Source organism: Nocardia sp. NPDC003979 (assembly GCF_053605015.1).
In genome coordinates this window covers 277,163-303,840 of the sequence record NZ_JBSGIJ010000007.1, presented here as the reverse complement: position 1 = coordinate 303,840, position 26,678 = coordinate 277,163, and the positions used below count along the sequence as shown (strand labels likewise).

At 67.7% G+C, this 26,678-nt stretch carries 26 protein-coding genes, 1 pseudogene and 1 riboswitch; of the genes and pseudogenes, 14 read left to right on the top strand and 13 right to left on the bottom strand.

All coding sequences use genetic code 11. The features are described 5' to 3' along the window. Nucleotides 1–1,485, bottom strand: coding sequence for an aldehyde dehydrogenase family protein (locus tag ACWEVR_RS18170; RefSeq protein ID WP_452467877.1), 1,485 nt, complete (start codon nucleotides 1,483–1,485; stop codon nucleotides 1–3). A gap of 101 nt (nucleotides 1,486–1,586) precedes the next feature. Between ACWEVR_RS18170 and ACWEVR_RS18165 the strand changes: the two genes are divergently transcribed. Together ACWEVR_RS18165 and ACWEVR_RS18160 are read left to right on the top strand one after the other, a co-directional pair. Beyond that, complete coding sequence (locus ACWEVR_RS18165; protein ID WP_452467876.1) at nucleotides 1,587–2,225, top strand: TetR/AcrR family transcriptional regulator; 639 nt, start codon at nucleotides 1,587–1,589, stop codon at nucleotides 2,223–2,225. A gap of 232 nt (nucleotides 2,226–2,457) precedes the next feature. Next, the gene (locus tag ACWEVR_RS18160; protein WP_452467875.1) at nucleotides 2,458–3,891 is read left to right on the top strand and encodes a purine-cytosine permease family protein; all 1,434 of its coding nucleotides are present in this window, start codon (nucleotides 2,458–2,460) and stop codon (nucleotides 3,889–3,891) included. A 3-nt stretch (nucleotides 3,892–3,894) separates the two neighbouring features. Here ACWEVR_RS18160 and ACWEVR_RS18155 read toward each other — a convergent pair whose 3' ends face one another. From ACWEVR_RS18155 to ACWEVR_RS18135, 5 genes are all read right to left on the bottom strand, one after another. Further along, nucleotides 3,895–4,812, bottom strand: coding sequence for a LysR family transcriptional regulator (locus ACWEVR_RS18155; protein ID WP_452467874.1), 918 nt, complete (start codon nucleotides 4,810–4,812; stop codon nucleotides 3,895–3,897). A 91-nt stretch (nucleotides 4,813–4,903) separates the two neighbouring features. Next, nucleotides 4,904–6,358 (bottom strand): aspartate ammonia-lyase, encoded by a 1,455-nt coding sequence (locus ACWEVR_RS18150; protein ID WP_452467873.1) that lies wholly within the window; start codon nucleotides 6,356–6,358, stop codon nucleotides 4,904–4,906. Further along, nucleotides 6,355–7,527, bottom strand: a complete 1,173-nt coding sequence (locus tag ACWEVR_RS18145; protein WP_452467872.1) for a M20 family metallopeptidase — start codon at nucleotides 7,525–7,527, stop codon at nucleotides 6,355–6,357. Before ACWEVR_RS18145 ends, ACWEVR_RS18150 begins: the two co-directional genes overlap by 4 nt. A gap of 4 nt (nucleotides 7,528–7,531) precedes the next feature. Next, the gene (locus ACWEVR_RS18140; protein ID WP_452467871.1) at nucleotides 7,532–8,200 is read right to left on the bottom strand and encodes a DUF1028 domain-containing protein; all 669 of its coding nucleotides are present in this window, start codon (nucleotides 8,198–8,200) and stop codon (nucleotides 7,532–7,534) included. Beyond that, nucleotides 8,197–8,631: a RidA family protein gene (locus tag ACWEVR_RS18135; RefSeq protein WP_245655293.1), complete on the bottom strand. Its 435-nt coding sequence runs from the start codon at nucleotides 8,629–8,631 to the stop codon at nucleotides 8,197–8,199. Before ACWEVR_RS18135 ends, ACWEVR_RS18140 begins: the two co-directional genes overlap by 4 nt. A 243-nt stretch (nucleotides 8,632–8,874) precedes the next feature. On the opposite strand from ACWEVR_RS18135, the gene ACWEVR_RS18130 reads away from it, so the two are divergent. The 5 genes from ACWEVR_RS18130 to ACWEVR_RS18110 all read left to right on the top strand — a co-directional run bounded on the left by ACWEVR_RS18130 (nucleotide 8,875) and on the right by ACWEVR_RS18110 (nucleotide 13,685). Continuing rightward, nucleotides 8,875–10,125 carry a flavin-containing monooxygenase gene (locus ACWEVR_RS18130; protein WP_452467870.1) on the top strand — a complete coding sequence of 417 codons (1,251 nt, stop codon included), beginning with the start codon at nucleotides 8,875–8,877 and terminating at the stop codon, nucleotides 10,123–10,125. A gap of 177 nt (nucleotides 10,126–10,302) precedes the next feature. Then, nucleotides 10,303–11,055, top strand: coding sequence for a nucleotidyltransferase domain-containing protein (locus ACWEVR_RS18125; protein ID WP_452467869.1), 753 nt, complete (start codon nucleotides 10,303–10,305; stop codon nucleotides 11,053–11,055). Nucleotides 11,056–11,330: 275 nt separating this feature from the next. After that, on the top strand, nucleotides 11,331–11,882 hold the full coding sequence (locus ACWEVR_RS18120) for a hypothetical protein (protein WP_452467868.1): 552 nt from the start codon (nucleotides 11,331–11,333) through the stop codon (nucleotides 11,880–11,882). 98 nt (nucleotides 11,883–11,980) lie between these two features. Continuing rightward, nucleotides 11,981–12,499 carry a copper chaperone PCu(A)C gene (locus ACWEVR_RS18115; RefSeq protein ID WP_452467867.1) on the top strand — a complete coding sequence of 173 codons (519 nt, stop codon included), beginning with the start codon at nucleotides 11,981–11,983 and terminating at the stop codon, nucleotides 12,497–12,499. After that, the gene (locus ACWEVR_RS18110) at nucleotides 12,462–13,685 is read left to right on the top strand and encodes a Dyp-type peroxidase (RefSeq protein WP_452467866.1); all 1,224 of its coding nucleotides are present in this window, start codon (nucleotides 12,462–12,464) and stop codon (nucleotides 13,683–13,685) included. Before ACWEVR_RS18115 ends, ACWEVR_RS18110 begins: the two co-directional genes overlap by 38 nt. A 51-nt stretch (nucleotides 13,686–13,736) precedes the next feature. On the opposite strand, the gene ACWEVR_RS18105 is transcribed toward ACWEVR_RS18110, so the two are convergent. Together ACWEVR_RS18105 and ACWEVR_RS18100 are read right to left on the bottom strand one after the other, a co-directional pair. Beyond that, nucleotides 13,737–14,759 carry a tetratricopeptide repeat protein gene (locus tag ACWEVR_RS18105; protein WP_452467865.1) on the bottom strand — a complete coding sequence of 341 codons (1,023 nt, stop codon included), beginning with the start codon at nucleotides 14,757–14,759 and terminating at the stop codon, nucleotides 13,737–13,739. 35 nt (nucleotides 14,760–14,794) lie between these two features. Beyond that, nucleotides 14,795–15,058: a hypothetical protein gene (locus tag ACWEVR_RS18100; RefSeq protein ID WP_452467864.1), complete on the bottom strand. Its 264-nt coding sequence runs from the start codon at nucleotides 15,056–15,058 to the stop codon at nucleotides 14,795–14,797. 72 nt (nucleotides 15,059–15,130) lie between these two features. On the opposite strand from ACWEVR_RS18100, the gene ACWEVR_RS18095 reads away from it, so the two are divergent. Next, on the top strand, nucleotides 15,131–15,508 hold the full coding sequence (locus ACWEVR_RS18095) for a hypothetical protein (RefSeq protein WP_452467863.1): 378 nt from the start codon (nucleotides 15,131–15,133) through the stop codon (nucleotides 15,506–15,508). A gap of 108 nt (nucleotides 15,509–15,616) precedes the next feature. On the opposite strand, the pseudogene ACWEVR_RS18090 reads toward ACWEVR_RS18095, so the two are convergent. Further along, nucleotides 15,617–16,353 (bottom strand): annotated as a pseudogene (locus tag ACWEVR_RS18090) (AraC family transcriptional regulator). Between the two features lie 57 nt (nucleotides 16,354–16,410). Between ACWEVR_RS18090 and ACWEVR_RS18085 the strand changes: the two are divergent. The 4 genes from ACWEVR_RS18085 (at nucleotide 16,411) to ACWEVR_RS18070 (ending at nucleotide 19,257) form a co-directional block, all read left to right on the top strand. After that, nucleotides 16,411–17,568, top strand: coding sequence for an MFS transporter (locus ACWEVR_RS18085; protein WP_452467862.1), 1,158 nt, complete (start codon nucleotides 16,411–16,413; stop codon nucleotides 17,566–17,568). A 137-nt stretch (nucleotides 17,569–17,705) separates the two neighbouring features. Continuing rightward, nucleotides 17,706–17,954, top strand: coding sequence for a DUF4189 domain-containing protein (locus ACWEVR_RS18080; protein ID WP_452467898.1), 249 nt, complete (start codon nucleotides 17,706–17,708; stop codon nucleotides 17,952–17,954). A 241-nt stretch (nucleotides 17,955–18,195) separates the two neighbouring features. Continuing rightward, the gene (locus ACWEVR_RS18075; RefSeq protein WP_452467861.1) at nucleotides 18,196–18,855 is read left to right on the top strand and encodes a hypothetical protein; all 660 of its coding nucleotides are present in this window, start codon (nucleotides 18,196–18,198) and stop codon (nucleotides 18,853–18,855) included. Between the two features lie 3 nt (nucleotides 18,856–18,858). Continuing rightward, nucleotides 18,859–19,257: a hypothetical protein gene (locus tag ACWEVR_RS18070; RefSeq protein ID WP_452467860.1), complete on the top strand. Its 399-nt coding sequence runs from the start codon at nucleotides 18,859–18,861 to the stop codon at nucleotides 19,255–19,257. A 34-nt stretch (nucleotides 19,258–19,291) separates the two neighbouring features. On the opposite strand, the gene ACWEVR_RS18065 is transcribed toward ACWEVR_RS18070, so the two are convergent. From ACWEVR_RS18065 to ACWEVR_RS18055, 3 genes are read right to left on the bottom strand one after another with little or no spacing between them, the layout of a single operon-like run. Then, nucleotides 19,292–21,532 carry an ABC transporter ATP-binding protein/permease gene (locus ACWEVR_RS18065; protein ID WP_452467859.1) on the bottom strand — a complete coding sequence of 747 codons (2,241 nt, stop codon included), beginning with the start codon at nucleotides 21,530–21,532 and terminating at the stop codon, nucleotides 19,292–19,294. A gap of 23 nt (nucleotides 21,533–21,555) precedes the next feature. Further along, entirely contained in the window at nucleotides 21,556–22,530 is a 975-nt protein-coding gene (locus tag ACWEVR_RS18060; RefSeq protein ID WP_452467858.1) for an ABC transporter permease, read from the bottom strand. A 10-nt stretch (nucleotides 22,531–22,540) separates the two neighbouring features. Further along, on the bottom strand, nucleotides 22,541–24,133 hold the full coding sequence (locus ACWEVR_RS18055) for an ABC transporter substrate-binding protein (protein WP_452467857.1): 1,593 nt from the start codon (nucleotides 24,131–24,133) through the stop codon (nucleotides 22,541–22,543). Between the two features lie 17 nt (nucleotides 24,134–24,150). Next, nucleotides 24,151–24,339: riboswitch (cobalamin riboswitch) on the bottom strand. 47 nt (nucleotides 24,340–24,386) lie between these two features. Here ACWEVR_RS18055 and ACWEVR_RS18050 point away from each other — a divergent pair. Further along, a complete protein-coding gene (locus ACWEVR_RS18050; RefSeq protein ID WP_452467856.1) occupies nucleotides 24,387–24,689 on the top strand; it encodes a hypothetical protein in 303 nt (100 codons plus the stop codon). Between the two features lie 55 nt (nucleotides 24,690–24,744). On the opposite strand, the gene ACWEVR_RS18045 is transcribed toward ACWEVR_RS18050, so the two are convergent. Continuing rightward, nucleotides 24,745–25,971 (bottom strand): MFS transporter, encoded by a 1,227-nt coding sequence (locus tag ACWEVR_RS18045; protein WP_452467855.1) that lies wholly within the window; start codon nucleotides 25,969–25,971, stop codon nucleotides 24,745–24,747. A gap of 93 nt (nucleotides 25,972–26,064) precedes the next feature. Here ACWEVR_RS18045 and ACWEVR_RS18040 point away from each other — a divergent pair, with 93 nt between their 5' ends. Further along, nucleotides 26,065–26,538 (top strand): RrF2 family transcriptional regulator, encoded by a 474-nt coding sequence (locus tag ACWEVR_RS18040; protein WP_452467897.1) that lies wholly within the window; start codon nucleotides 26,065–26,067, stop codon nucleotides 26,536–26,538. The last annotated feature ends 140 nt before the right edge of the window (nucleotides 26,539–26,678 follow it).

Here is a 26,678-nt window from a genome sequence, read left to right as displayed (position 1 = left end):
TCAGTGGTTGATCCACACGGTCTTCAGACCGACGTACTTGTCGAGCGCATGCAGTGACAGGTCGCGGCCGAAGCCGGATCCCTTGAAGCCGCCGAACGGGGTCCACGCGCTGAAGGCGTCCACTCCGTTGACGGTGACCGTGCCTGCGTGGATCTGGTCGGTCAGGCGATGCGCGCGGGAGAGGTTGCTCGTGGCGACCGAGGCCGCCAGCCCGTAGGCCGAGTCGTTGGCCAGCGCGACGGCGTGCTCCTCGCTGTCGAAGGGCGTCACGGCGAGCACCGGGCCGAACACCTCCTCGCGAGCCAGCGCGGAAGCCGGGTCGACGTCGTCGAACACCGTGGGCTGCACGTAGCAGTCGCTGTCGCCTCGGGTGAGACGCTCGCCTCCGGTCACCAGGCGCGCGCCCGAGGCGCGGGCCCCGTCGACGAACGCCATCACCTGATCGGCCTGTTCGGTGGAGACGATCGCGCCCATACCGGCGGCCGGGTCGAGCGGATCCCCCGGCGCGTACGCCGCCGCCTCGGCCGCGACCAAGGAGACGAAGTCCTCGTGCACGGAGCGTTCGACGAGCACGCGTGAGTGGGCCGAGCACACCGCGCCCTGGTTGAACCAGATGCCGAGCGCGGTCTGCGCGGCGGTGGTGGCGAGGTCCTCGGCGTCGGCGAAGACCAGGTGCGGGCTCTTGCCCCCGCATTCGAGCCACACCTGCTTGAGGTTCGACTGGCCCGCGTACTGCAGGAACAACCGTCCCACCTGGGTGGAGCCGGTGAACGCGAGCACGTCGACGTCCGGGTGTAGACCCAATGCCCGCCCGGTGGTCTCGCCGAGGCCGGGGACCACATTGAGCACGCCTTCGGGGATTCCGGCCTCGACCGCGAGTTCGGCTATCCGCAGCGCCGAGGACGGTGACTGCTCGGCCGGTTTGAGGACCACACAGTTGCCCGCCGCCATCGCGGGCGCGGCCTTCCATGCCAGCATGTCGACCGGGTAGTTCCAGGGGATGACCGCGCCGACCACGCCCAGCGGCACCCGCCGGACGAGGCCGAGGGTCCCCGGTGGCGTCGGCGCGACCTCGTCGTTGATCTTGTCGATGGCCTCCGCGTAGTAGCGGAACAGGTTCACCGAGAAGGGCAGATCGAGATCGTGGGCATCGACGACCCGCTTGCCCATGTCGAGCGAGTCGAGGACCGCGAGTTCGGCCGAGTGCTCGGCCAGCAGATCGGCGAAGCGCAGCAGCCGCTCACGGCGGAAGGCCACACCGGCGCGGCTCCACACCCCTGTCTCGTAGGTGGAGCGGGCGGCGCGAACAGCGGCGTCGACCCCCTCCTGTCCGGCGTCGGCCACCTCGCTGAGAAGCGCGCCCGTCGCGGGGTTGCGGTTTTCGAATGCTGCCTCGCCGGTCTCCACGAAGCGGCCACCGATGAACGATCGGGTGTGGAGCGTGGCCGCGGCGGCCAGCTCGATCCAGTCCTGGTGAGTTCTCACGAGCGAACCTTTCTTTGCGCTGGACCGCAAATATGCCGTGGAACACACCCGCTGTCAATCTCGGTGTCCGGCACTGTGACGGGAGCGCTACGGTGACTCCCATGGCGCGACTCAAGGACCAGGCCGGTCGCCGCGAGCATCTGATCGCGGCGACTCTCACGACCATCGCCGGCCATGGCCTGGCCGGCGCGACGATGAAGAACATCGCCGAGGAGGCCGGCGTCTCGGCCCGTCTCATCGCGTACTACTACCCGGAGCTCGACGAGTTGATCGAGGCCGCGCACCGGGCGGCCACCGACCGCTACTACTGGTCGCGGCAACGCGACATCGAAGGCGACCACAGCCCGACCGTCAAGCTCGCACGCCTGATGTACTCGGGTCTTCCTCGCGGGAAGGACCTGCTGCTCAGTCAGGTGCTGGACGAGATCTCGGTGAGCGCGAGCCGCAGTCCGATCCACGCCACCTTGATGACGCTGCTCTTCGACCGTGAGGTCTCGCTCTACGCCTCGGTCCTCGAGGTCGGTCGGGCGCTCGGCGAGTTCGACCTGACCGACGGGTCCGACGTGATCGCGCGTAACTTCGTGGCCCTCGAGGATGCCCTCGGACTGCACTTGCTGGCGCACAATTCGTCGATGACCTTGGCGCGCGCGGAGCAGCAGCTGGCCAGCTACGCACACTCGGCGACGGGCGTCCGGATCACCCCCGTGGCTCCAGGGGAGACAAGCGTCGTCGGTTCCTGACTTTGCCCTGAACGGCAAGGAATCACCGACGGCCGAGGTTTCGTGCGGCGCCTTGCTACCCACCAACGGCGCGACGTTCTCACGGAACGAATGGCTCGAGGCGGGGGCTTCATCTGTTTTGCAGATGCCGAAGTTCAGTTTTGTGAAGTGTACAGATGGCCGATTCGTCGGGAAGATGGCGTGATCCGCACCACTTCGGAGCCGCGCGGTGATGCGCCGAGAGAGAGTGATCATGACCCACGAACCACAGGTCGCCACCACGACATTCGCGAAGTTCGAGCAGGAGCACATCCTGCCCATCCCGGAGAACAAACGCACCGGGACCCCGTGGTCACTGTTCGCCATCTGGGTGGGGCTGAACATGATGCCGTTGGCCGTGGTCACCGGCGCGGTCGCGAGCAGCGGTTACGGCCTCACCATCGGCTGGAGCATCCTCGCCATCCTGGTCGGCAATGTGATCGGGGCCGTCGGCGCCGCGCTCCACGCGTCGCAGGGACCGCACCTCGGTATTCCCCAGATGCTGCAAGCCCGCGCCCAGTTCGGGTTCCAGGGCGGCAGCCTCTTCGCGGTCATCGCGCTCATCATGTTCCTCGGCTTCTTCGCCAGCATCCTGATCGTCGCCAAAGATGCTCTCGCCGTGGTGTTTCCGGAGCTGAACGGCTCTTTGGTCATCGTCGTCTTCGCGGTCATCGGCGTCGTGCTGTGTGTGTTCGGTTATGACCTGCTGAGCAAAACGATGGTGTACATGTCCGTCCTGATCGGCGTGACGGTCGCGGTGACGATGGCGTTGCTCTGGATGAAGCCCGAAGTCACCGCAGAGCGCGCGGAGGCTGCCTTCAGCTTCGAGGGCCTGTTCGGAATGCTGGCCATCGGTATCGTCTGGCAGCTCGCCTACGCGCCGTACGTCTCGGACTACACGCGCTACCTGCCGAAGCAGACCGGGCCCAGATCGGCGTTCTGGAGCACCTATCTCGGACTCGTCGGGAGCTCCGTATTCGTCATGACCCTGGGCGTATTGCTCGGTGCGGCGAATGTCGCCAGCCCCCTCGCCGCGCTCTCCGACCATCTCGGCTGGATCGGGGTCGTCGCGCTCATCGTTTTCGCGGTCACCTCGGCTCTCATCAACAGCGTCGAGCTGTACTCCGCGGTCATGAACGCGCTGACCGTGCTGCAGTCGATGTTCAAGGTCACCGTGACGGCCGGTACCCGCGTGCTGACAACCCTGGTGTGCGGTGCGACCGCCACCCTGGTCGCACTACTGGGCCAGGGCGACTTCATGACCACGTTCGAGAGCTTCCTGTCGCTGCTGCTCTACGTCCTGATCCCGTGGTCGGCCATCAACCTGGCGGACTACTTCATCGTCCGCAAGGGCCACTACGCCGTCGCGGACCTCTACATGCGCGACGGCGGGCAGTACGGCCGATGGAATCGAGTCGGGCTGATCAGCTACGCGGTTGGCCTGGCGGCGCAGCTGCCCTTCATGGTGACACCGCTGTTCACCGGCCCGCTCGCGGCACCGCTGCACAACCTCGACCTCGCGTGGCTCGTCGGGTTCGCGGTGACCGCTGTGGTGTACCTGCTCCTGGTTCGCTTCTCGAACACCGAAGCGGCAGATGCCGCGGAGAAGTCGCAGGCGCCCCTCACCCCACCGGCCGGTACACACTGAGGTTCAGTGGTCCGCTCGGCTCCTTGCTGCGTGGATCGAGGATCGGATGAAGGCTTGGGCACGCGCCGTACGGCGCGTGCCCGCCATCGATGCCAGGACGACGTCTAGGGGCTCCACGTGATCGGTGATCTCGAGCGCGACCACCTCGGATCCGTCGTAGGTCGTATTGCTCGCCGGGCGCTGGTTGAGCACCGACCACCCCTGGCCGTTGGCGACCAGCGCCCGGACGGTCTCGAACCCCGACGTGCGATGTCGGATCACCGGCTGGAAACCAGCCGATTCCACGAGGCGCTCGAAATACCGGCCGCTGTGCGGCAGGTCCAGCAGCACCATCGGCTCATCGGCGAGATCGCGCAACCTGATCCGCTTGCGACGCCCGAGCGGATGCCCCTTCGCGACCAGGGCATACGGCGACGCGACACCGACGCGGACATGGTCGATGTCCTCCTCGAGGTCGTAGCCGTACATCAACGCCAACTCACACCGGCCACTGCGCAGGGCCTGCTTCAGTACAGCGTGCTCGTCCTCCACCACCGACACGCGAATACCGGGATGCTCCTGCTCGCAGGCCGCCAGCATTTGCGGCAACGCGAAAGGGGCGAGCGTCGAGAAGCAACCGATGGTGAGATCTCCGATCAGCGCCCGGCCCGCGGTACGTGCGACCTCGGCCAGCTCCGCGGTGTGCACAAGATAATTGCGCAGCTCCCGGTAGAACTCCTCGCCGGCCGCGGTGAGCGTGAGCCCTCGCGCGTGTTGGCGCAGCAGCAGTTGCACGCCGAGCTCCTTCTCGAGCTGGGCGACGGCGGTCGAGACAGCGGACTGGGAGACCATCAACTTCCGGGAGGCTGCCGTCATACTGCCCAGCTCGGCGGCGGCGGCGAAATAGCGCAACTGCACGAGGGTGAAACCGTAGTTCGTCACGCGGGCGTCCTTGTCCATTCCGCTACCAGGAGTCGAGGGCCGGATGGGCCCGATCAGTAGTGATGGTAGGCGAGCGCGTTCCACGGTCCGGTCAGTGCGGCGGACTGCTCTGCGAGGCGATCCGGGCGTTGTCGTCGGCCGACTCGGGAAGGAGATTGGCCAGGTGCTCGGGGCGCAGCAGTGCGTCGAGGGCCTCGGCCTCGACGCCATGGATGGCGAGCGCGAGCGTGCGTACATCCGCGACCCCGCTCAGCGCGTCCTTGGCGATCTCGGCGGAGCGCGCGTAACCCAGCAACGGCGTCAGCGCCGTGGCCAGACCGGCATTGCCTGCCGCGGCCGCGGCGAGCTTGACAGCGTCGACGCGGATGCCGTCGACGCAGTGCTCACGCAATGAGTCGAAGGCCGCGGCCGTCCACGCGAATCCCTGGAGCAGCCCGTGGCAGATGACGGGCTCGAAGGCATTGAGCTGCAACTGACCGCCCTCCGCGGCCATCGTCACCGTCAGGTCGTTCCCGATCACCCAGAAGGCGACCTGATTGACCATCTCCGGAATCACCGGGTTGACCTTGCCGGGCATGATGCTCGATCCGGCCTGGCGCGCGGGCAGTTGGAGTTCGCCGAGACCGGCCTGTGGCCCCGACGCGAGCAGACGCAGGTCGTTGCAGATCTTCGAGGCCTTGACCACGATCCGTTTGAGGACGCCGGAGACCTGGACGAACGCGCCGGTATCGCTGGTGGCCTCGACCAGGTCACCGGCCCCGGTGACCGGCCGGCCGACGATCTCGGCCAGATGCGCGACGGCTCGACGCGCGTAGTCCGGGTGCGCAGTGATGCCGGTGCCGATCGCGGTGGCTCCGAGATTGATCTCGCACAGCAGTGTGCGCGAGTCGGCCAGCCGGGCGAGTTCCTCGCGAAGAGTTACGGCGTATGCCCCGAGTTCCTGGCCCACTGTCATGGGGACGGCGTCCTGCAGCTGGGTGCGTCCGATCTTCGACACCGTGCGGAATTCTGTCGCCTTGGCCGCGAACGCATCGGCCAGGGCGGTGATGGACTCGCTCAGCCGCTCGATCATGGTCAGCAGCGCGAGTCGCACCGCGGTCGGGTAGACGTCGTTGGTCGACTGGCAGCGATTGACGTGGTCGAGTGGATGGATCTCGTGATAGCTACCGCGTGCGAGTCCGAGGATCTCCAGCGCGCGGTTGGCGATGACCTCGTTGGCGTTCATATTGGTCGAAGTACCGGCCCCGCCCTGGATCACATCGACCACGAACTGTCCGTCCATGGCCCCGATGCGTACCTCGTCCGCGGCGGCCGCGATGGCGTCGAATCGCCGATCGTCGAGCAGGCCGAGCTCGTGGTTGGCGCGGGCGGCAGCGAGTTTGACCGCCCCGAGGGCGGCGACGAGCTCGCGGTGCGCGCCGACCGGTGTGCCGCTGATCGCGAAGTTCGTCAGTGCGCGGGCGGTGTGAACACCCCAGTAGGCGGTGGCGGGCACGTCGTGCGGGCCGAGCGAATCGTGCTCGGTGCGGAAGGGGGCGGTGCTCATGGCGTGACGGTGTCCTCGGCGATGTCGAGCGCCGTCCAGGCCAGGGCCGTCGCGGCGTCGAGAATTGCCTTCTCGGCGTCACCGCCGACGCAGGCGGCAGCGAACTCGGGTTGATGGTTCAGGGCGGGAAGGGAATTGATGCCGATGTAGGGATGGATTGCGGGCACCACCTGGGAAACGTTGCCCATGTCGGTGGAGGCCCTGTTCATTCGGCGGGCAGGCGAGGCCGTGTCGAAGACGCGTCCGAGCCGTTGCGCGTTGCGGACGTAGGCGTCGAGCCCCGCCTGGTAGGTGCGGAACTCGGCGTACGGCTTGCTCTCGGCGGCGATGTCGAGAGTGGCGCCGGTGGCGATGGCCCCCGCCTCGAAGCAGCGCCATACCCGTTCCTCGGTCTCGGCGAGCTGTGCCAGGCTCTCCGCACGGACGTACCAGCGCCCCTCGGTGTGCGCGGGGATGGCGTTGGGTGCTTCGCCGCCATTGGTCATCACGCCGTGCACGCGGACTGTCGGCGGCAACTGCTGACGGAGCAGTCCGACCGCGACCTGGGCGATCGTGAACGCGTCCGCCGCGTTGACACCCTGCTCGGGGTAGGCCGCGGCGTGCGCCGCCTTGCCCCGGTAGGAGACGTGGGAGTGCGAGACCGCGAACGGTTGCGCCTCGGCGACGTCGACGGGCGCCGGGTGGGCCATCATGGCCAGGTCCAGCCCCGCGAAGGCGCCGCGCTCCAGCAATTCGATCTTGCCGCCGCCGCCCTCCTCTGCCGGGGTCCCGTAGACCTCGATGGTGAGGCCCGCCGCATCGGCGAGCGGCGCCAGCGCGCGTGCCGCGCCGACAGTGATCGCCGCGATCAGATTGTGGCCGCACGCGTGTCCGAGTCCGGGCAGCGCGTCGTACTCCGCGCACAGGCCGAGCCGGAACGGGCCGCTGCCGCAGCTGGCGAGGAAGGCGGTCTCCAGTCCCAGGTAGTTCGTGGTCACCGTGAAGCCCGCCTCGGCGAGCGCCTCGGCCACCCAGCGCGAGGAGCGGTGTTCCTCCCAGGCGGTTTCGGGGTTCGCGTGCAGCAGTTCGGAGAGTGCGATCAGACGGTCGGCGTCCGCGTCCACGGTGCCCGCGACGCTGCGACGGGCCGCACCGTCGGACCTGGACGCCGTGCTGAAGTCCTGGATCATCGGTCTACTCGTCTCCGCCGACGCCGAAGGACGGCGCCGCCGTCGGGTTCAGCCCGCGCGTCACGTAGTCGTCGCGCTGAGGAAGCCACACGTCGAGCAGGCGACCCAGGTCCTCGATCGGCTCGTCGCTCCAGTCCACCCGGAGGTCGGTGACCTGCCACGGCACTTCGCGGACGACGGCCAGTCCGGCCGAGCGGACAGGGTCGACCTCGCCGCCCGCCGCCTGACCGGCGACCAGCGCGGCGACCAGACGCTGCTCGAGCTCACCGGTCGCGGCGGCGAAACCGTCGACGACCGCGTCGACGACCTCCGGTCGGGCGAGCAGGTTACCCGCCGCGACCACACCCGGGCCGACTCGATCGGCGTGGATGCCGAGCGCACCGGCTCCGGAGAAGGCGGCGCCTGCGCCGTCGAGACCGAGAACGGTGAGCTGGCGGAAGTCGATGTGGTCGCGATCCGCCACGACACGTGCCATCGCGCCGGGCGCGTCCAGGCCCGTATCGAGCGCATCCAACAGGGCTGTGCCCAAACGGGGGTCGGTGACGTTCTGGGAGGCGGCGCCGCCGACACCGGCCCGCAGGTGGATGCAGCGCGCGGCCACCGCAGGGCTGGACGAGGTTACCGCCATGCCGATGGCGCCGTTGCCGTCGATGGCGAGCAGGGAGAAGGTCACTGTTCGGCTCCCGGGATCACGGCGATCGCGTCGACCTCGACCAGCCACTCCGGCCGGGCGAGCGCCGAGACAACCAGCCCTGTCGAGATCGGATGCACGCCTTTGGTCCAGCGCCCGATGGTGCGGTAGACGGTCTCGCGATACCGCGGGTCGACGATGTAGATCGTCAGTTTGACCAGGTGCTCCATGCGGGCGCCGGATTCGGTGAGCAGCATGTCGATATTGGCCATCGCCCGCTCGGTCTGGGCCTCGACGTCCCCGATGCCGACCGAGGCGCTGGTGTCGAGGTCCTGGCCGATCTGGCCGCGGACGTAGACGGTATTGCCCGCGACCACCGCCTGGCACAGGTCGTTGTCGAGGTTCTGCTCGGGATAGGTCTCCCGGGTGTTGAACGGACGGATGCGGGTGTGGCCGCCGGCGACGATGCTCACGTGATTCCTCACTCCTGGACAGGTGACTGGCCCCAGTCCACTGCACCCGAAGCGATATGTCCAACAGATGTTTATGAGCATCTGCATCAGCTGATCCGATAGCTAGGCCGGTCGTCCTTGCATCTACAAAACAGAACTAGAGCGACAACAACATCTGTTGGACACCGGTAAGTCCAGAGCTGAGGATTGCGGACAAGCACGGCACACCCGAACTGGTAGCCGTCGAGAGTGTGGAGGTTTGGAGTGGCGAGCGAGCAGATCGAGGTCCTCGTCGTCGGTGCCGGGCAGGCCGGCGTCGCGATGAGTGAGCACCTCAGCGACAGTGGCGTTCCGCACCTGGTGCTGGAGCGACACCGGATCGCGGAGAGGTGGCGCACCGAGCGGTGGGACTCACTCGTCGCGAACGGACCGGCCTGGCACGACCGCTTTCCCGGCCTCGAGTTCGACGACGTCAGCCCCTCGGCGTTCGCGTCCAAGGACCAGGTGGCGAAGTACTTCGAGGCCTACGCCGAGAAGATCGCGGCGCCGATCAGATGCGGCGTGGAGGTGACCTCGGTGCGGCGGCACGTCGGCAAGCGCGGATTCCGGGTCGAGACCTCCGAGGGCGTCATCGACGCACAGTTCGTTGTCGCCGCGACCGGACCGTTCCAGCGCCCGATCATCCCGCCCATCGTGCCCGAGGGAGCCGTTCCGGTGCAGATCCACTCCAGCGGCTACCGCAACCCCGCCCAGTTCTCCGAGGGCGCCGTGCTGGTCGTCGGCGCCGGGTCGTCCGGTGTGCAGATCGCCGACGAACTCCAGCGCTCCGGGCGCCAGGTATACCTCTCGGTCGGCCCACACGACCGGCCCCCACGCAGCTACCGGGGCCGCGACTTCTGCTGGTGGCTCGGGGTCCTCGGCCTCTGGGACATGGAGACGCCCGCTGCGGGCGCCGAGCACGTGACCATCGCGGTCAGCGGCGCTCGCGGCGGGCACACGGTCGACTTCCGCGAACTCGCCACGCAGGGAATCCATCTCGTCGGCAGGGCGGAGTCGTACGACGACGGCGTGTTGCGCTTCGCGCGGGACCTCGCCGACAACATCGCCGCAGGCGATGCCAACTACCTCGAGCTCCTCGACCAGGCCGATGCCTGGGCCGAACGCAACAACGCCGACCTCCCTGAGGAGCCCGAGGCACGCGTCCTCGGCCCCGACCCGGCCTCGGTCACCGATCCCATCCTGGAGCTCGACCTCGCCGCCGCCGGCATCACGTCGATCGTGTGGGCCACCGGCTTCGCCACCGACTACAGCTGGCTGAAGGTCGACGCGTTCGACGAGAACGGACGGCCCGAGCACCGCCGCGGAGTCGCCGCCGAGCCCGGCCTCTACTTCGTCGGCTTGCCCTGGCTGTCCCGTCGCGGATCCTCTTTCATCTGGGGGGTGTGGCACGACGCCCGATACGTCGCCGGGCATATCGCCACCCAGCGCAGCTACCTCGCGTACGACCGCGCCTGATATGTGTACGGGTCGGCGGTGAGCCGATCAGGACATTCGTGCGGTGGCGACCGGTGGTTGGTGATTTATAGTCGAGCCATGGCGTGATGACGACTCCGATCACATCCGATTACCTACGGCATCGTTCGAGCCTCGTGCTCCGGTGCTGTTTCGTCGACCATCCGCCATGGAGATTTCATGACCGACAAACAATTCTGCGATCTGGTCGCCGCACGCCTGGCTGCCCTGCGCACCGTGCACGCCGTCACACTCGGCGGTTCCCGCGCCACCGGCACCCACACCCCGGACAGCGACTGGGATTTCGCCGTCTACTACCGGGGGCCCTTCTCTCCCGATGACCTACGTGAGGTCGGTTGGCCCGGGACGGTCTCCGAGATCGGTGCGTGGGGTGGCGGGGTGTTCAACGGCGGCGCGTGGCTCACCATCGACGGCCGAGCCGCCGATATCCATTATCGCGATCTCGATGTCGTCGAACACCAACTCGCCGAGGCACGCCAGGGCCGGTTCCATTGGGAGCCGCTGATGTTCCACCTGGCCGGGATCCCCAGCTATCTGCTGGTCGCAGAACTGGCCCTCAACCAGGTTCTGCGCGGACAGCTCCAGCGACCGCAGTTCCCACAGGCCTTGCGCGACACCGCCCCACCGATCTGGCGCGAAAAGGCCGAACTGACATTGCGGTACGCCCGCAGCGCCTACGCCGCACGCGGCCAGGTCACCGAAGTCGCGGGTGCACTCGCCACCGCGGGCATGCAGGCCGCGCACGCCGTGCTGGCCGCACGCGGCGAGTGGGTCACCAACGAGAAGCGACTCCTGCATCGGGCGGGACTGCGTGAGCTCGACGAAATCATCGCCGGACTCCGCCCGGACGCGGAGACGCTGGACCGGATGCTGTCGCACGCACAAGAACTGCTGCTGCGTTCGGCTGAATAGCGCCGACCGCCTCACCCGACAGGTCGACCGTGCTATCGGCGGCGCTTCGCCACCGAAATCGCCGCCGATAGCGCGCGCTCGCGATGCGTCCGCACCGCCCCGCCACGCTGACGCTCCCGGCAACAACGATCACGCTGAGTGTCGACACTCAGCGTGATCGGTCTCGATCGCACCCAGTGGCGCAGACCATTACGCACGGTAAATGGCGACTGGCGTCAGAGCTGCTCACCTGCCCTCGCCACAAGAACCACTACACGTCGTCGTAGGATGGCAGGGTGCGCTCCCCCACCGATCAGACCGCGGGCATCCGGGGTGTGAGTGTGGGTGCGGCGTCCGGGGCGGTCGCGGTTCTCGCGCACGGACTCGGTGGTGCGAGCGGGGTGCCCGCGAGCTCTTCGCTTGTCCTGTTGTTCGCTGCTTGCGCCCTCGTCGGTGTCGTCGCGGGCACGTTCCCGCGCGGCGCCCACGCAGTGTCGACCATGGCGGTTCTGGCGGTGGGGCAATACGTCGGCCACACGGCGCTTTCCCTCGGCCCCGGCCACTCCCATCACGGCGTCACCGTGGCGATGGTGATCGCGCACCTGGTGGCGATCCCTTTGGGCGCGTTGGCGATCCGCGGTGCCGAAGTCGGGCTCGGGCGGGCGATCAGCAGCGTGTGTCGGCTTGTCATCGCGCTGGTCGGCGTCGTCGGTGTGCCTTCTCGCCCGACAGTTCCGGTGCCGGACGCCGAACGGGCGATCGTTCGACAACTTCTTCGTCGGCCCGTCATCAGCCTGCGCGGCCCGCCGCGGCACGGGTTACGCGCATCTCACCCCGCACCGGTATAGCGGTTCGAATCCACGCGCCGGTCCGGGTCCCCCTCTCCTGATGATCGGAGTTCGTCATGTCCTTCTCTCCGCGTACCCGCTTGCGCTCACCTCGTGTCGTGCGAGGTTTCGGCGCTGCCGTCGCCATGGCCACACTGGCCGCGCTCACCGGGGGCTGTTCCGGTGCCGAATCCGTTTCGGCGGGCACGGCGCCGAGCACCGCCCCGGTCAGCATGACCGATCAGTGGATCAAAGCCGCCGAGTCCGGCATGTCGGCGGCCTTCGGCAACCTGCGCAACACCGGTGACACTCCGGTGACGCTGGTGGCCGCGACCAGTCCCGCGTCGCAGCGGGTCGAGATCCACGAAGTCGTGCCCGACAGCACCGGCACCAAGACCATGCGACCCAAGCAAGGGGGCATCACCATCCCCGCGAACGGGGAGGTGACCTTGAAACCCGGCGCCGACCACCTGATGTTCATGGATCTGGTTCAGCCGTTGCGTACCGGCGCGCAGACCACGATCACCCTGACCTTCGCCGACGGGCAGACACTGGTCGTCACCGCACAGGTCCGTGACTTCGCGGGTGGCAAGGAAAACTATGCCCCCGGAACCGAGAGCCCGTCGCACAGTGGCTGATCCGCGACTCTCCCGGCGACGATTGCTCGGCGGAGGAGCAGCAGCGGCGGGCGTGGTCGGCGCGACGGCAGCAGGCTGGGGCGCAGCCGGCCTCACCGATCGCGAGCCAGCGCGCGACTGGGCGCTCGACACCGTGCCGTTCTACGGCAAGCACCAGGCCGGTATCGAGACCACCCCACAGCGGCACGTCGCTTTCGTCGGCTTCGACCTCGTCGCGGGCACCACTCGGGACGACATCATCGGCCTGCTCCGCATCTGGACCGACGACGCGGCTCGTCTGACGAGAGGTCTGCCCGCGCTGGCCGACACCGAACCGGAACTGGCCGCCCGGCCCGGCAAACTGACGATCACCGTCGGATTCGGGCCGGAGTTGTTCACGATCGCCGGGTTGCCACAGCGGCGACCCTCGTGGCTGCGACCGTTACCCGTCTTCCCCATCGACCGGCTCGACCCCGCCTATACCGGCGCCGATCTGCTGATACAGGTCTGCGCTGAGGAGTCGACCACCGTCGCGCACGCGGTTCGGGTGCTGTCCAAGCACGTCAAGTCGCTGGTTCGGGTGCGATGGGTGCAGCGGGGTTTCCGGGACCCACCGTCGGGTGCGACCATGCGCAACCTCATGGGACAGGTCGACGGAACGGTCACCATCGCCGCGCCCGATTTCGAGCGTTTGGTCTGGGACGACGGCACGTCGGTGCCGTGGCTGGCCGGTGGCACGTCACTGGTCCTGCGGCGCATCGCGATGGACCTCGATCGCTGGGACGAGCTCGACGTCGAGGCCAGGGAACTGACCGTCGGGCGACGACTGTCCAACGGTGCGCCGCTGACCGGTACCACCGAGTTCGACGAGCCGGACCTGACTGCCGTCGACCGCCATGGAATCCCGGTGATCCCGCCGTCCTCGCATGTGGCCCGAGCCAGACACACCAGCGACGGCGAACGGTTCCTGCGCCGCGGGTTCAACTACGACGAACCACCCGAACCCGGGCAGGTGTCGAACTCGGGGCTGTTGTTCGTCGCCTACCAGCGCGACGTCGACACCCAGTTCCTGCCGGTGCAACAACGGCTGGCCGAGGTCGACGCGCTGAACGAATGGACCACACCGATCGGCTCCGCCGTCTTCGTGATCCCACCGGGTGTCCCAGGGCCTGGGCACTACCTGGGTCAGCAGCTGTTCGACAGCTGAGCACGTCCGGCCGGACCTGCCTGGGTCCGGCCGGACCCGGACGCACATCGTTCAGCCTTGCCGACGTCGATCCTCGCGGAGACGCTCGATTGCCCGCCTGACCGATACCGCTCGATCAGCGGCCGGATCTTTTCGCTGCTCGAAGTCGATGAGCCGGTTGGCCGTGGAGTGGTTGCCCATCACCAGGCCGAGAAGTTCCAACTCGCTCGGTGAGTTGTGCGCGGAACGGCCCGAAGCTACCGACGCGGACTGCGTCGGTGCCGGCGGCGACGGAGTCCGGCCGCCGGATGCGGTGTCGACTGGCCGGTGTCGCAAACCCGCCTCGGTCGCTCTGCGGCACCATAATTCGGCTTCGTCGACATTTCCGTCCTTGCGTAGCATCGCCGCGAGACCGGCCATCGCGTCGGGATTGCCCCCGACAGCGGCCTTGCGAAACCAGAGACCGGCTTCGACGAGGTCACCGCCGTTTCGATACCTGTGCCGCCATCGCTGCAGCCAACTCTGCCGGGAAACCCGGTCCTGCAGTAGACGCGCGAGATTGTTCATCGCGGCCGCATCACCCGTGTCGGCGGCCATCTGATACCAGTACAGCGCAGTGTCGAGATCACCCTGGTCGAGCGCCGCCCTCGCTTGGGCGTCCAGCTCGGTCAATGACGGCCTGCGGCCCTGGGACTGGTCGTAGGACCGAGGGCCGAGCCTGTGAGGCCCCACGGCAGAGCCATCCGGCCGCGGCCGAGACGACATGGTCGGCGATGCCGCGGTCGTGGAACCGGTACCAGCCGCGGACCGAGTGCCCTCGCGAAAAACCGCGGCAGCACCGATACCGATGACAAGGACCACGAGGCCGACTGGCAGCATCTCGGTTGCAGACTCACGATTCGCACGCTGAGTCTCAGCTGCGTGCTCATAGCTGGTGACCCCGGCCGAGTCGTCTCCGAAACGCCAACACTGCGTGCCGGGAGTCATGACTTGCCCGTCACACGTCGGCCCGGCATCGGGGTCCTGAAGGGATGCGACACCGCCGACGGCAGTCAAGACCAGCCCGATCGGCACCGCCGCCAGCGCGATCAGCAAGCACACACCGGCTCTGAGCTGACGGAGATCGGTCGTCATCGGCTGCTCGTGCTCGGGCGGTTCGCCGTATTCACTGCCTCGTTCGGTACTGCAACAAAGGCATCCGACGACACGCTGAGGTGCTGGTGCATCGTCACTGTGCCGGGTCGTTGCTCGGTGTCCGGCAGTGCCGGAGTGACGATGGTCGCTTTGGTCTCCATGATCGCCCCCTCGCGTAGATCCTCTTCTGCCAGTTGACCATGTGCTGCGCTTCTGACCGGTTTCTTCACTGAATCCCCATATTTCTGTGCTGAAGTCATCTTGTGGGATCGGCACAGCTATGGGCGAGGGTACTTGCTGGATTCGGGAGTTCGGCCGGTGCTGGACTCGTCTTGGTCTACGGCTTTGCGTGGCTGGTGGGCGGGGCACCCGACGCGCAGGTCGCGCCGGGTGTGAACGAGCTCCTGGTCGTCAAAGCGATCACCGTCGGAATCGGGGCTGTCGTGCTGGTGGTCGGCGCGGTTATCGCGCGTCCGGCGGTGATCGTCGGTGGATGCTGGCTGTTCGTAACGGATTTCGTCCTGCTTCTCGTCTTGTATGGCGTTACCACCGATCGCCCACACACGCTCCCTGCCGAGAGCGGGTCGCCGTCGATTCCGTCCGAGATCGCATTGACCGCCCTGGTGGTCGGGGTTGTGTTCCCCTTCTTGACCATGTGGCTCGCAAACAGGACGCGACCAATGACGTGGGATCCGGTGTCGAGCAGTTGATTCGGCTTCACACCCGGGGCGCACCGGACAGCCGAGCCGCTGATGCCGGACTGAAGGTGCGCCTCAGCGCGGCGCGGTCTTGCCGGCCCGCCTGGGCTTTCGGGGGCGTCAGTGGTGCAGGTGCGTGCCAGGGGTGTGGCCGAAGGTGGTGCGGAAGACATCGATGAACGCGCTCGCGGTCGCCCACCCGCAACGATGGGCCACTGTGGTGACCGGGGTCTTGTGGGCGAGCAGGATCAGCGCGTGGTGCAGGCGGAGCTGGGTTCGCCATTGCGGGAAGGTCAGCCCAAGGTCGTTGCGGAACAGCCGGGACAAGGTGCGGTCGCCGGCGCCGACCTCGCGGCCGAGTTCGGCCAGGGTGCGGGGGTCGGCGGGGTCCGCGCGCAGGATGTCGCAGACCGCGCGCAGCACGGGGTTGGTCGGCGTAGGCAGGTGCAGGGGCTGCTGCGGGCCGGCGTGCAGCTGATCGAGCAGGACCGCACGCATCCGGGCACGTTGTGGGGTGTCGGCGCTGTCGCGGGTGTAGGCGATGATCAGTTCTCGCAGCAACGGCCCGACAGTCAGCACGGTGGGAGTGTTCAGGTGCAGCGGGTTGTCGGTGACGGGCAGGCCGACCAGGTGCAGTTCGAGTTCGCCGTAGGCGCGGTGAGCGTAACGGTGCAGGCGGGCACCCAGATCGCATGCGTACCGGGCGCGACCCAGGTTCCGGCGCTGGTGCTGATCGAGAGCACCCCGCGGCCTGCGTAAACGATCTGGTGATCGTCGTGGCGGTGGGCGTCGATCTCCTCGCCGGGGACCAGGAGCTGGGCGCGAGTCGGCGCGACGGATTGGTGGCGGATTTCCATTATTGTCTGTCAGTTTATCGGAAGCGCGTCAAAGGCCTACTCGCGCAGCATCGTTGGATGCGACGGAATACCTCAACCCTGCTGCTGTCGACCGGACACGCATGCGTCGACGTCTATCAGGGCGCGGTGGCCGCCCTCGTGCCGTTCTTCGTCGCCGAGCGCGACTACACCCACGCCGCGGCCTCGGGGATCGTGCTCGCGGCGTCGCTGCTGTCCTCGGTGGTACAGCCGTTGTTCGGTGCGTTGACCGACCGGTGGCCAATGCCGTGGCTGCTGCCGGTGGCCACCGTGGTCGGCGGTGCGGGGATCGCGGTGAGCGGGTTGAGCAGCTCCTACGCGCTGACATCGGTGTTCGTGGCGATCTCGGGGATCGGAGTGGCGGCCTACCATCCGGAGTCCGCGCGGATCGCGCGGGCGGTCGGCGGCGGCAGCCACACCCGGATGGCCTACTTCTCCACCGGCGGCAACATCGGTTTCGCGCTGGCGCCGCTACTGGTCGCTGCCACCGTATCGGTCGGCGGGCTGGACTGGACCCCGCTGCTGGTGCTGCCCGCCCTGGCCGGTGCCGCGCTGACGCTGCCGGTGCTGCGCGCCTTGGCGCAACGCCAGGCGGCCGGAGACAGGGGGTCCACCCCGCCCGGTCCCGACGACATGACCTCGTTCCTGCGACTGTCGGCAGCGGTGATCTTCCGTTCGATCGCCTTCGTCGGGCTGAGCACCTTCATCTCCCTCTATATCACCCAGCGCCTGGGCGGCAGCACCACCGCCGGCACGGTCGCGCTGTTCGTGTTCTACCTGGGCGGAGTCATCGGGTCGGTGCTGGGCGGATCGCTGGCCGAGCGCTGGGACCGGGTGCTGGTCTCACGTCGGTCCTACCTGGTGGCCGCGGCCGCGATCGCCGGTGTGGTGTGGATCCCCGGACCGGCCGTGTACGCGTTCGTCGCACTGACCTCGATCGGGCTCTACGTGCCGTTCTCCCTGCAGATCACCCTCGGCCAGGACTACCTGCCCACCCGGGTCGGCACCGCCGGCGGCGTCACCCTCGGGCTCACCGTCAGCATCGGCGGTCTGGCCGGCCCGCTGCTCGGCTCGCTCGCCGACGCCACCACCTTGCAGATCGCACTGATCCCGTTGGTGCTCATGCCGGTGCTCAGCTGGCTGCTGTTGGGCACCCTGCGCGATCCTGCCGGATTCGGCGGGCGGTGCCAGAGCTGATCCCGCTGTGACGGCCACCACCGCTACCTTTCCCAGTAGCTTTGCCACACACAAATTTTCGTCGCGGGTGATCAATCCGGTATGACGTTTCCTGTGGAGTTGGCTGTGACCGGTAGGGGCAGGGGCGCGCCCGCGCGATCGAGAACTGTGGCGGCGGGCAGGACTGCGAGGTGATGGTCACGTGGGCGAACGGCTGCGGAGCATTGGTCTGGAACGACCAAGGTTGGGTCGCCGCCGCGGCGGCAGCCAACCGCAGCGAGGCTGTGCGCAGGGCTATCGACAAGCTGGCCGAGGGCGTTCCGGTCGCACAGCTTGCCAACTTCGGGTCGTCCGATCTCAGCGGCACCAAGGTCATCGACGTGATCTGCACGGACAACGCGCGCTGATCATCGCTCAGCACTCGGGCTCGGATCCTCGCGTTGGATCCGGGCCCTGGTGTGTTGAGGGGCCAGTTCGGCTCCAGGTGGGGCAGCAGCCGAGGACCTGCGGCACCGGCGCCGATTTCTGACGTCGATCCTGGAGGATCAGGCGCATTCGTGACGGCAAATATCGACGTCGCAGTGCATCTAGTCTTGCCGCGTAGGGTGGTGATGAGCACGATCGCCGCGCGGCCCTTAGCATTCGGGCATGCGCCGCGGTGGATGGCTTCGAGTCATGGTGTGTTGTGCCGTGCTCGGCAGCAGTACGAGTGGATGCCTCGGTGCGGTGGATCGCCCGGATTTCGAGAGCCAGATGCGTTCGCGCGGCGGCGGGTTGGTGAGCGCACTGCCGCTGGAAGCGGTCGCCGCGCTCGGCCGGCGTATCGGCGCCACCGACGTCGAGGCGAATGTCATCGTCGTCTCCCCGCCGAACACCACACAGTTCCGGCTCACCTTGGTCGACCAACCCGACCAGGTCACCAGGATGATGACCACCGACCACGACTTGTCCGCGCGGACGCCCACCGTCCACTTGCGAGTCCGTCCACCGGACCGACCCCGTCAACTCGACGACTACTCGTTCACCCTCGGTGACCTCAGCGCACCCCGTCCGGTGCGCGTGTCGGCTCTCCACGATCTCGACGGCGAGAACTTCTTCGTCAGCGAGGTGCCCGGCCTGTCGCGCATCGAGGACATCGTCGACACGGCCCTCGCGCGCAGCGACCTTCCCGACGGGCAGGTCACCGTGCTGGTGGTGAGCCGTTTCGGCCCCGACATCCGAATGGTCGCCAACGTGCTGTCACCACGCGCGGAGACGGTCGTCGAATTCGACCGCACCGCCGCCTTCCTGCGGGTGCGGCGGGTCTAGACAATGCGCGCATTCATGATCGCCGCGGTGTCGACCGCCGTGGGCGCCGCCTTCCTCACCCTGGCCCTGACCGTCGGCGTGTGGCCCGGTGAAGCGAAACTTACCGCACCCCTGTTCTGTTCTGCCCCGGCCACCGATCCCCTGGTCGTCGCAGACAAGTTCTACGACGGCGAGGGAACTTCGATCAACTACACGCTCTACTGCGTAGGCGCGCGCGGTGAACTCACCGACGAGGGCTTCGCCCTGCCGCTCCTGACCCTGTTCGCCGGGCACCTGGCGATACTCGCGGTGATAGTGCTGTCGACCGCGATGATCGGCCGGTCACGCGACCGGCGCGCATCGGTCAGATCCTTACGCCCGCAGGACGGAGCGGTCGCACCAACGGGCACGAGCGCCAGCTGATTCGCATGGAAGTGATGGTCTATCGGCAGGCCCTTCACTGCGGATTCATGAGGCAATGACCCCCGGTTGCTTGCTCTTCCAGCTCATTTGCCGCATCCCTGCTCGAAAGTCCCAGCACCCGGTCGGCGAGACGGTCGATTACGGCGTCCTGATGGCTGATCACGATGAGCGCGATCCCATTTCGCAGCAGGTCTTCGAGCAGGTCGAGCACCATGTTCTGAGAATTCGGGTCGAGCGCGGTGGTGATTTCGTCGCAGATCAGGATGCGGGGTTCGGCGGCGAGGGCCCGGGCGATGGCGGCGCGCTGTTGCTGGCCGCCGGACAGCTGGTCGGGACGCCGTGTCGCCAGTTCGGAATCGAGGCCTACTCCGTCGAGCAGGCTTCGGGTCCGCGCCGAGGCGGCAGCGCTGTTCATGCCGTGTAGGTGGCGCAGCGGTCGGCTGATCTGGCCGCCGATGCGATAGGACGGGTTGAGTGAGGTCGCGGGATTCTGCGGTATCAGTTGAATGGCGCGGCGGTGCGCCGGCGGGCGCCGGTCCACGCGCGGATGCAGTGCTGTGCCGTCCAGTTCGATAATGCCGCCCACCGGCGCGTGCAGGCCGGAGAGGGCGCGTGCCAGCGTGGTCTTGCCCGCCCCGGATCTGCCTGTGATGGCGAGACATTCACCGGGGTGCAGGGTGAACGACAACCCGTCGACGACTCGCTCGGGGTTGCGGCCGCGCCGGTGTGTCATCGACAGGTTCTCGACCCTGAGTATCGGCGAGGTCGCGGTCTCGATGCGGGACACCCGCGCAACTGGTGTCGCCCTTGATGTTCCGGGGGCAGCCATCGATTCGACCCGGCCCCGGTTCAGGGTGAGCACGTGATCCACCAGCGGTTCCAGCGCCGCCGAGTCGTGGGTGATTACGAGCAGCGTGGTGGAGTTGTCGGACCGGATCCGGCGCAGTGTGCGCACCAGTCGGTCTCGGGCGTGCGCGTCGAGTCCGGTGGTCGGCTCGTCGAGAACCAGCAGCGCCGGATCACCGAGGAGCGCCATGGCCAGCAATACCCGTTGCTGCTGGCCGCCGGACAGCTCGTGCGGGAATCGGCGTCGGAATCGGCGATCATCGGGCAGGTCGACCCGCCGCAGTGCCTCCGCTACACCGTTGCCGGCCCCCAACGCGTCATACCGCCTGGCGATTTCACGCAGGGCGGTGCCGATGCGTAGCGCCGGGTTGAGCCCGGTCGCCGGGTCCTGCGGGACGTAACCGACCGTGCGGCGACCAGCGGATCGGCCGATGCCGACCGAGCCGACGGCGGTCAGTTCGGGCGGTAGCGCACCGAGCACCGCCAGCGCCAGCGTTGTCTTTCCGGCACCGGACGCTCCGACCACGGCCACGCCACTGCCGGGCGGCACATGGAGCGAAACATTCTCCAGCACAAGGGCTCCGCTCGGATTCCGGACGCAGAGACCATTCACCGCGAGCCCCGGTCCCGCTTCGGAATCCTGCGCCGGCTGATGCGCCGCGCTGGGCTGATCGGTGCCGAAGGCTCGGTCGGTGACCATATTGACCGAAACCACCAACACCATGATCAACAGCGCAGGCGCGAGCACCGACCACGGTTGCAGAGCGATCCCGGGTCGGTTCTCGGTGATCATCAACGCCCAGTCGGGCGCGGGCGGGCGTAGTCCCAACCCGAGGAATCCACTCACCGCAACCAGCGAAATGGTCGCCGACATCCGAACACCCGCGTCGGCGAGCACCACGGCCCGCAGGTTCGGCAGCACCTCGACCAGCCCCAGCCGCCACAGCGGTTCCCCGCGAGCTCGGGCGGATTCGACATAACCGGTCGACGCGAGTTCGAGCACACCAGTGCGGACGGTGCGGATGATCCAGGGCACCGATGCCAGTGCCGCGGTCACCATGATCGCCGGGGGCCCCGTCCCCATCGCGGTGGCGATCACCGCGAGCAGCAGAAACCACGGCACCACGGTGATGGCGTCGACCGGCCGCATGACCCAGTGGTCCCATTCGCGGCGCAACCCGGCGAGGAGGCCGAGGCTCAGCCCCAACGCATAGGCGACGATCAGCGCCGGCCCGGCGATCGACAGCGACGGCAGACCGCCGTGCAGCACTCGCGAGACCACATCCCGTCCGACCACATCGGTGCCGAGGAGGTGCCGCGCCGACGGCGGTTGGAACGGCGGTGCCGTCACCGCGGTCGGCGAGTAGGGCGCGAGGAGCGGACCCAGTGCCACCAGTAGCAGCACAGCGACGGTGACCACGAGCCACACGGATCGAATCCTGCCGCGGTTCCTCATCTCCGGTCTCCCATCGCTACCTGCCGCGCACGCGGGCTCACCAGCAGCGTGAGCAGATCGGCGAGCAGATAGATGCCGATCCCGACCGCCGCCAGCAGCACCGCGGCCGATTGGACGAACGGAAAATCACGGGATTCGATGGCCCGCAACAACTCCTGCGACAGACCCGGATAGGAGAACAGTGTCTCCACCACCGCGACACCGCCGATCAACCCGACCACCGAGCCCGCGAGCGGATGGATCGACGCCGATACCGCATTGGGCGCGACCTGGCGCAGCATCAGGCGCGCACCCGCGATCCCGTTGAGCCGCGCCGTCTTTATGTACGGGCCGGCCATGACCTCGGCGGTCTGCGCGCGCACCATCCGTACCGGATGCGGCGCCAACCCGATCAGCAGGCACGTCACCGGCAGGACCAGGATCTCCGGGCGGTCCCACACGCTCGCGCCGGTCGGCAGCAGCGAGACAGCGGGCAGCAGACGCAGCGACAACGACACCGTCGCCACCAGCAGGACGCCGAAGACGAACGAGGGCACCGATTCCGCCGCCAACGCACCGACGCTGATGACCCGGTCGGTCCGCGACCCCGCACGGGCACCGGCAAGGAGACCGAGCGCGAGCGACGTGGGTACGAGCAGCGTGGCGGTGATCAGCGCGAGCGCGACACTGTTGGTGGCGCGTCCGAGCAGCACATCGCCGACCGGCCGACCGGATATCAGCGAATTCCCGAAATCGCCCTGGACGAAGGCGACCAGCCAGTCCTCGAAGCGCACGAGCGCGGGCCGATCCAGCCCGAGTTGGGCACGCAGTGCCGCCAGCTGCTCGGGGGTGGGGTCGCCACCACCGGCACGTGACAGGATGACCGTGGCCGCATCGGAGTCCAGTGTCTCGAACAGCATGAAGACGACCAGCGCGACGGCGAGCAGCACTGCGAAGCCGCCGCCGATGCGCCGCGCGACGTAGACGATCACGAGCGGCGGATCACTGCTCGGCGAGCCAGGTGGTCGCGTAGTTGGCCCAGTCGTCGGTGCCGGGCACGCCGTTTCGCACTCCACCCACATAGTTCTTCGCCGCGTCGGGGCGTTTGGCGAAGCTGTGCAGGATGTAGCCGCCGTCGTTCCAGAGTTCTTCCTGCAGTTGGCGATACAGCTCGCTCCGTCGCTGCGAATCCATCGCGGCGCGGGCCTGGGCGAAGGCGGCATCCCAGCCGGGTCGTCGCCAGCCGGTGCCGTTACTGGGCGACGAACTGGTCATGGTCTGGCCGTAGAAGTAGTCGAGGCTGTAGTTCCACCAGCCGACGTGGGACAGCGGTGCCTTCCCGCTGACCTGGGAGAAGTAGGTGTCCGCGGGGACCGATTCCAGCTTGATCGTGATGCCCGCGGCTCTGGCGTGCTCAGCGAACAAGGTCGCGGCCTCGAGCATGCCGGGCATTCCGTCCGCCGTGGGCAGGGTGACCGTCAAGTTCTCTTTTCCGGCCTCGCGCAACAGTTCTCGCGCGCGCTGCGGATCGTAGGACCGCTGCGGCAGATCGCCGTGATAGAACGGTGCGCCCCTGCCGTAGATGTCGTTGCCCACCTCGGCGTAGCCGTAGTACACCGAATCGACCATGGCTTGGCGGTCCACCGCCAACCGCATGGCCTGCCGCACCCGCGGATCGTCGAAAGGCGCGGTGTCGACCCGCATCTGGAACGCACCCATCAACCCGGCGGGCGGCACCACAACCGTGGTGTTCAGATCACTGGACAGCGTCCGTGCCTGCAGGTACGAGATCTCGTGCGCCACATCGGCTTCCCCGGAAAGGAAGGCATTGATACGCGCTTCGGTCTCGGCGATCTGGATGATCTCCACTTCATCGAGCGGTACCGGTCCGTCCCAGTACCGCTCGTTACGACGCAACAGGGTTCGGTCACCCGGTGACCAGCGGGCCAACGCGAACGGACCGGTGCCCACCGGGAGCGCCGACCCGTCGATGACGCCGGTGCCCGCCTTGACGATGTAGCAGTACCAGCCCGCCAGCACCGAACCGAAGTCCGCCAGCGGAGATTTCATCGCCACCACGACACCGAGGTCACCGTCGGCACGGGTGCGCGACATATCGACCATCGAGAGATCACCGGAGGAGTTCCTCGTCGGATCGAGCATCCGCTCGAAGCTCCACAGCACATCGCGCGCGGTCAGCGGGGTTCCGTCACTGAACACCACCCCCGGGCGCAGGTCGATGCGCCACTGGCTGCCGTCCGCGTTCGGCTCCAGCGACCGCGCGAGCCGGTAGCGCAGGGTCAGATCATTGTTGTAGGCAACCAGTTTGTCCCAGACGTTCTTCGACACCGCGCCACCCGCCGAGCTACCGGCCTCGTGCGGGTCGAGGACATCCGCGCTCGCCGACCTTCCGGCGATCACCGAGCGCAAACGTCCGCCCGGCCGTGACGGTCCCAGCGACGAACCCGCCTGGCCGGCTTCCGAGCCGCAGCCCGTCATGGTCGCGCCCAGCGCAACAGCGCCGAACGCTCCCGCGCTGCCCAGCAGGAATTTCCGGCGGCCGAGCCCAGGCCGATCCGATGTGTAGTTGTTCATTGCCATCCTCGTGGGTGGATCCCGATACTTCGGGCGCAGGTATCCTGGCTCCCGGATCGACGCACCTCCGCCGGCCTTCCAACCTGGGTAGGTCGTGACCACTAATCGGCGGATTGCTCCCCGGTGACAGTTGCGGGACAGCCCCGGATTCACACCGGTGTTCCCTACGCCGGATACGACCCTACAACGCTCTCGTCTCGCACCGACACCGCTGGTCTCGGGCTTTACGCCGGATCCCGCGAGCGCCGGCCACGTGTCGCGACCATCCGGCTACTCGAGCGATGTGCGGCAATGCCCCGTCGACCCCCGATTCCGGCGGTTCCGTGCGGGAGGCCGGAACGATCACGGCACAGAGCCCGCCCAGCCCTACTGGTCGGACCTGATCACCACAGATCAGCTCACCGACTTCCCCACCGTCGCAAGACTGCTCCCCCAGTGGGCAGACATCCGCGCCGAATTCGACACCGAGACAGCGGTTGCCGACATCATCGACGGACTCGTCGCGAGCATCACCCGGAACAGTGGGAATGGCGACGACCCGAGACTCGGTCGATGATGTCCGGCGTCGTGACAACCAGCGGACAGGCAGGTGGACAGCCCTCACACCAATGTTAAAGGGGGCGAACCGAATTCGGCCCGATGGTACTGCGCAGCCGTGCGATGGGCCAGAGCATCAGCAGGCCGAGGCCGCCCAGCACTCCGAAGCCGACGGTGAAGTCGCCTGTGGCATCTCGCAGCGCGCCCACCAGGAGCGGGGCCAGCGCCGCGCAGGCATAGCCGACGAAGAACGCCATCGCACTGATTCGTCCCGCTTCTCCCGGATCCCGACCGGCCAGCACGGGAAGGGTCAGCACCAGCGTGAAGAGTCCGCCGTGCCCGATTCCGAGCACTGCGATCCAAACCCACGTCCCGACGCCCGGCGCGTACGCCAACCCGAGGAAACCGGCGGCGGTCAGCGTCATCATCAACGCCAGTCCCGCCCGGGGCCCCCGGCCTTCTCCCAGCAGCGCCGGTACAGCCAGCATCGCGACCACCTGGATCGAGATCATCACCGTCAGCATGACACCGGCGGTGGACGCGTCGAGACCGGCATCATCGTGCAGCAGGGGCGCCACCCAGGCCAGCTCGCAGTAGTAGAGCGCGGAGTTGACAGCCGAGAGGACGGTGAGTCTCCAGGCCACCCCGCTGCGCCAGGGCATGCCTTCGGTCGCGGGCCCGGCGGGGGCCGTGACATCGTCCAGGTGCAAAGCCTTCTCAGCGGCGGACCACAGTGCGATTCCTCCCAGCGCGAGCACCGCCCAGGACGCCAACGCACCCGGCCAGGAGTGCAGAGCCGCGGCCAACGGCGCGGTCGCCCCGGCCGCCACCGCGCCTCCCGAGCCGAGTCCGGCGGTGTAGATGCCGGTGACCAGTCCGGGTCGGGCGGCAAAGCGCGACTTGACCACGGCGGGCAGCAGCGTCTGTGCGATGGCGATTCCCGCGCCTACCATCGCCGCGCTGCTCAACTGCAGCCAAGTGGAAGCGCCGAACACTCGCGCACCGGTGGCCATAGCGATGATCATGAGCCCGACGAGCACACCGGCCTGCAGCCCGTAGCGCCGGCCCACGTAAGCACCGAGCGGGGCGCATACTCCCATCGCCAGCGTTGGAATGGTGGTCAACAGCGACACCCCGGTGGCCGACAGATCGAGGTCGGCGCGGATCTGGCCGACCAACGGGGAGACCGCCGCGATCGCAGGCCGCAGGTTAGCGGCCGCGACAAACAGTGCCAAGGCCGCCAGGCCCAAGGATGTGCGGTCGGAGGGCACCGGGTTGGACGGCATTTCTTTGAGCGTCATGGCTCCAGCAATCTTTCTCGGACAATAAGTATCCGAGTTGTATCACATCTCGGATAGTTAATGTCCGAGATGGGTTAGGATGGTGGCGTGAAGATGTCGAGCGGCGTGGAATGGGCCTTGCACAGCTGTGTCACGCTCGGTCAGAGCCATGAACCGGTGCCCGTTGCCCGGCTGGCGGAACTGCACGGCACCCCGCCGGCGTATACGGCCAAGCACCTCCAGGCTTTGTCGCGAGCCGGCATCGTGCGGTCCGCCATGGGCCAAGCGGGTGGCTACACCCTCACCAGACCCGCCTCGGAAATCAGCGCCCTACAGGTGGTGCAAGCTATCGATGGCGACGAACCCGCCTACCGATGCGCCGAGATCAGGCAGCGCGGACCATTGGGCATCCCCGCCGGGCAATGTGCACGACCCTGCGCGATCGCCCGTGCGATGGCTGCCGCCGAAACCGCGTGGGCACAGGCGCTCGCCCACATCTCGATCGCCGACCTGGCCGCCGACATCGACGCCGACAGCGGGGGCACAGCCCTAGCCGATGTCCGCGAATGGCTGACCACCAAGAGCTGAATCCACCAGCCCAGCGAAGCAACTCCCTCTTTTTTCCGGTGGCGCCAGCGAGTTCGCCTGCAGCACAAGGCCATGCATGTCACCGAAGCGGTCGGTACCCCAGCCTACGATCTGACAACCAGCCGGTTGCTCCGGCGCGG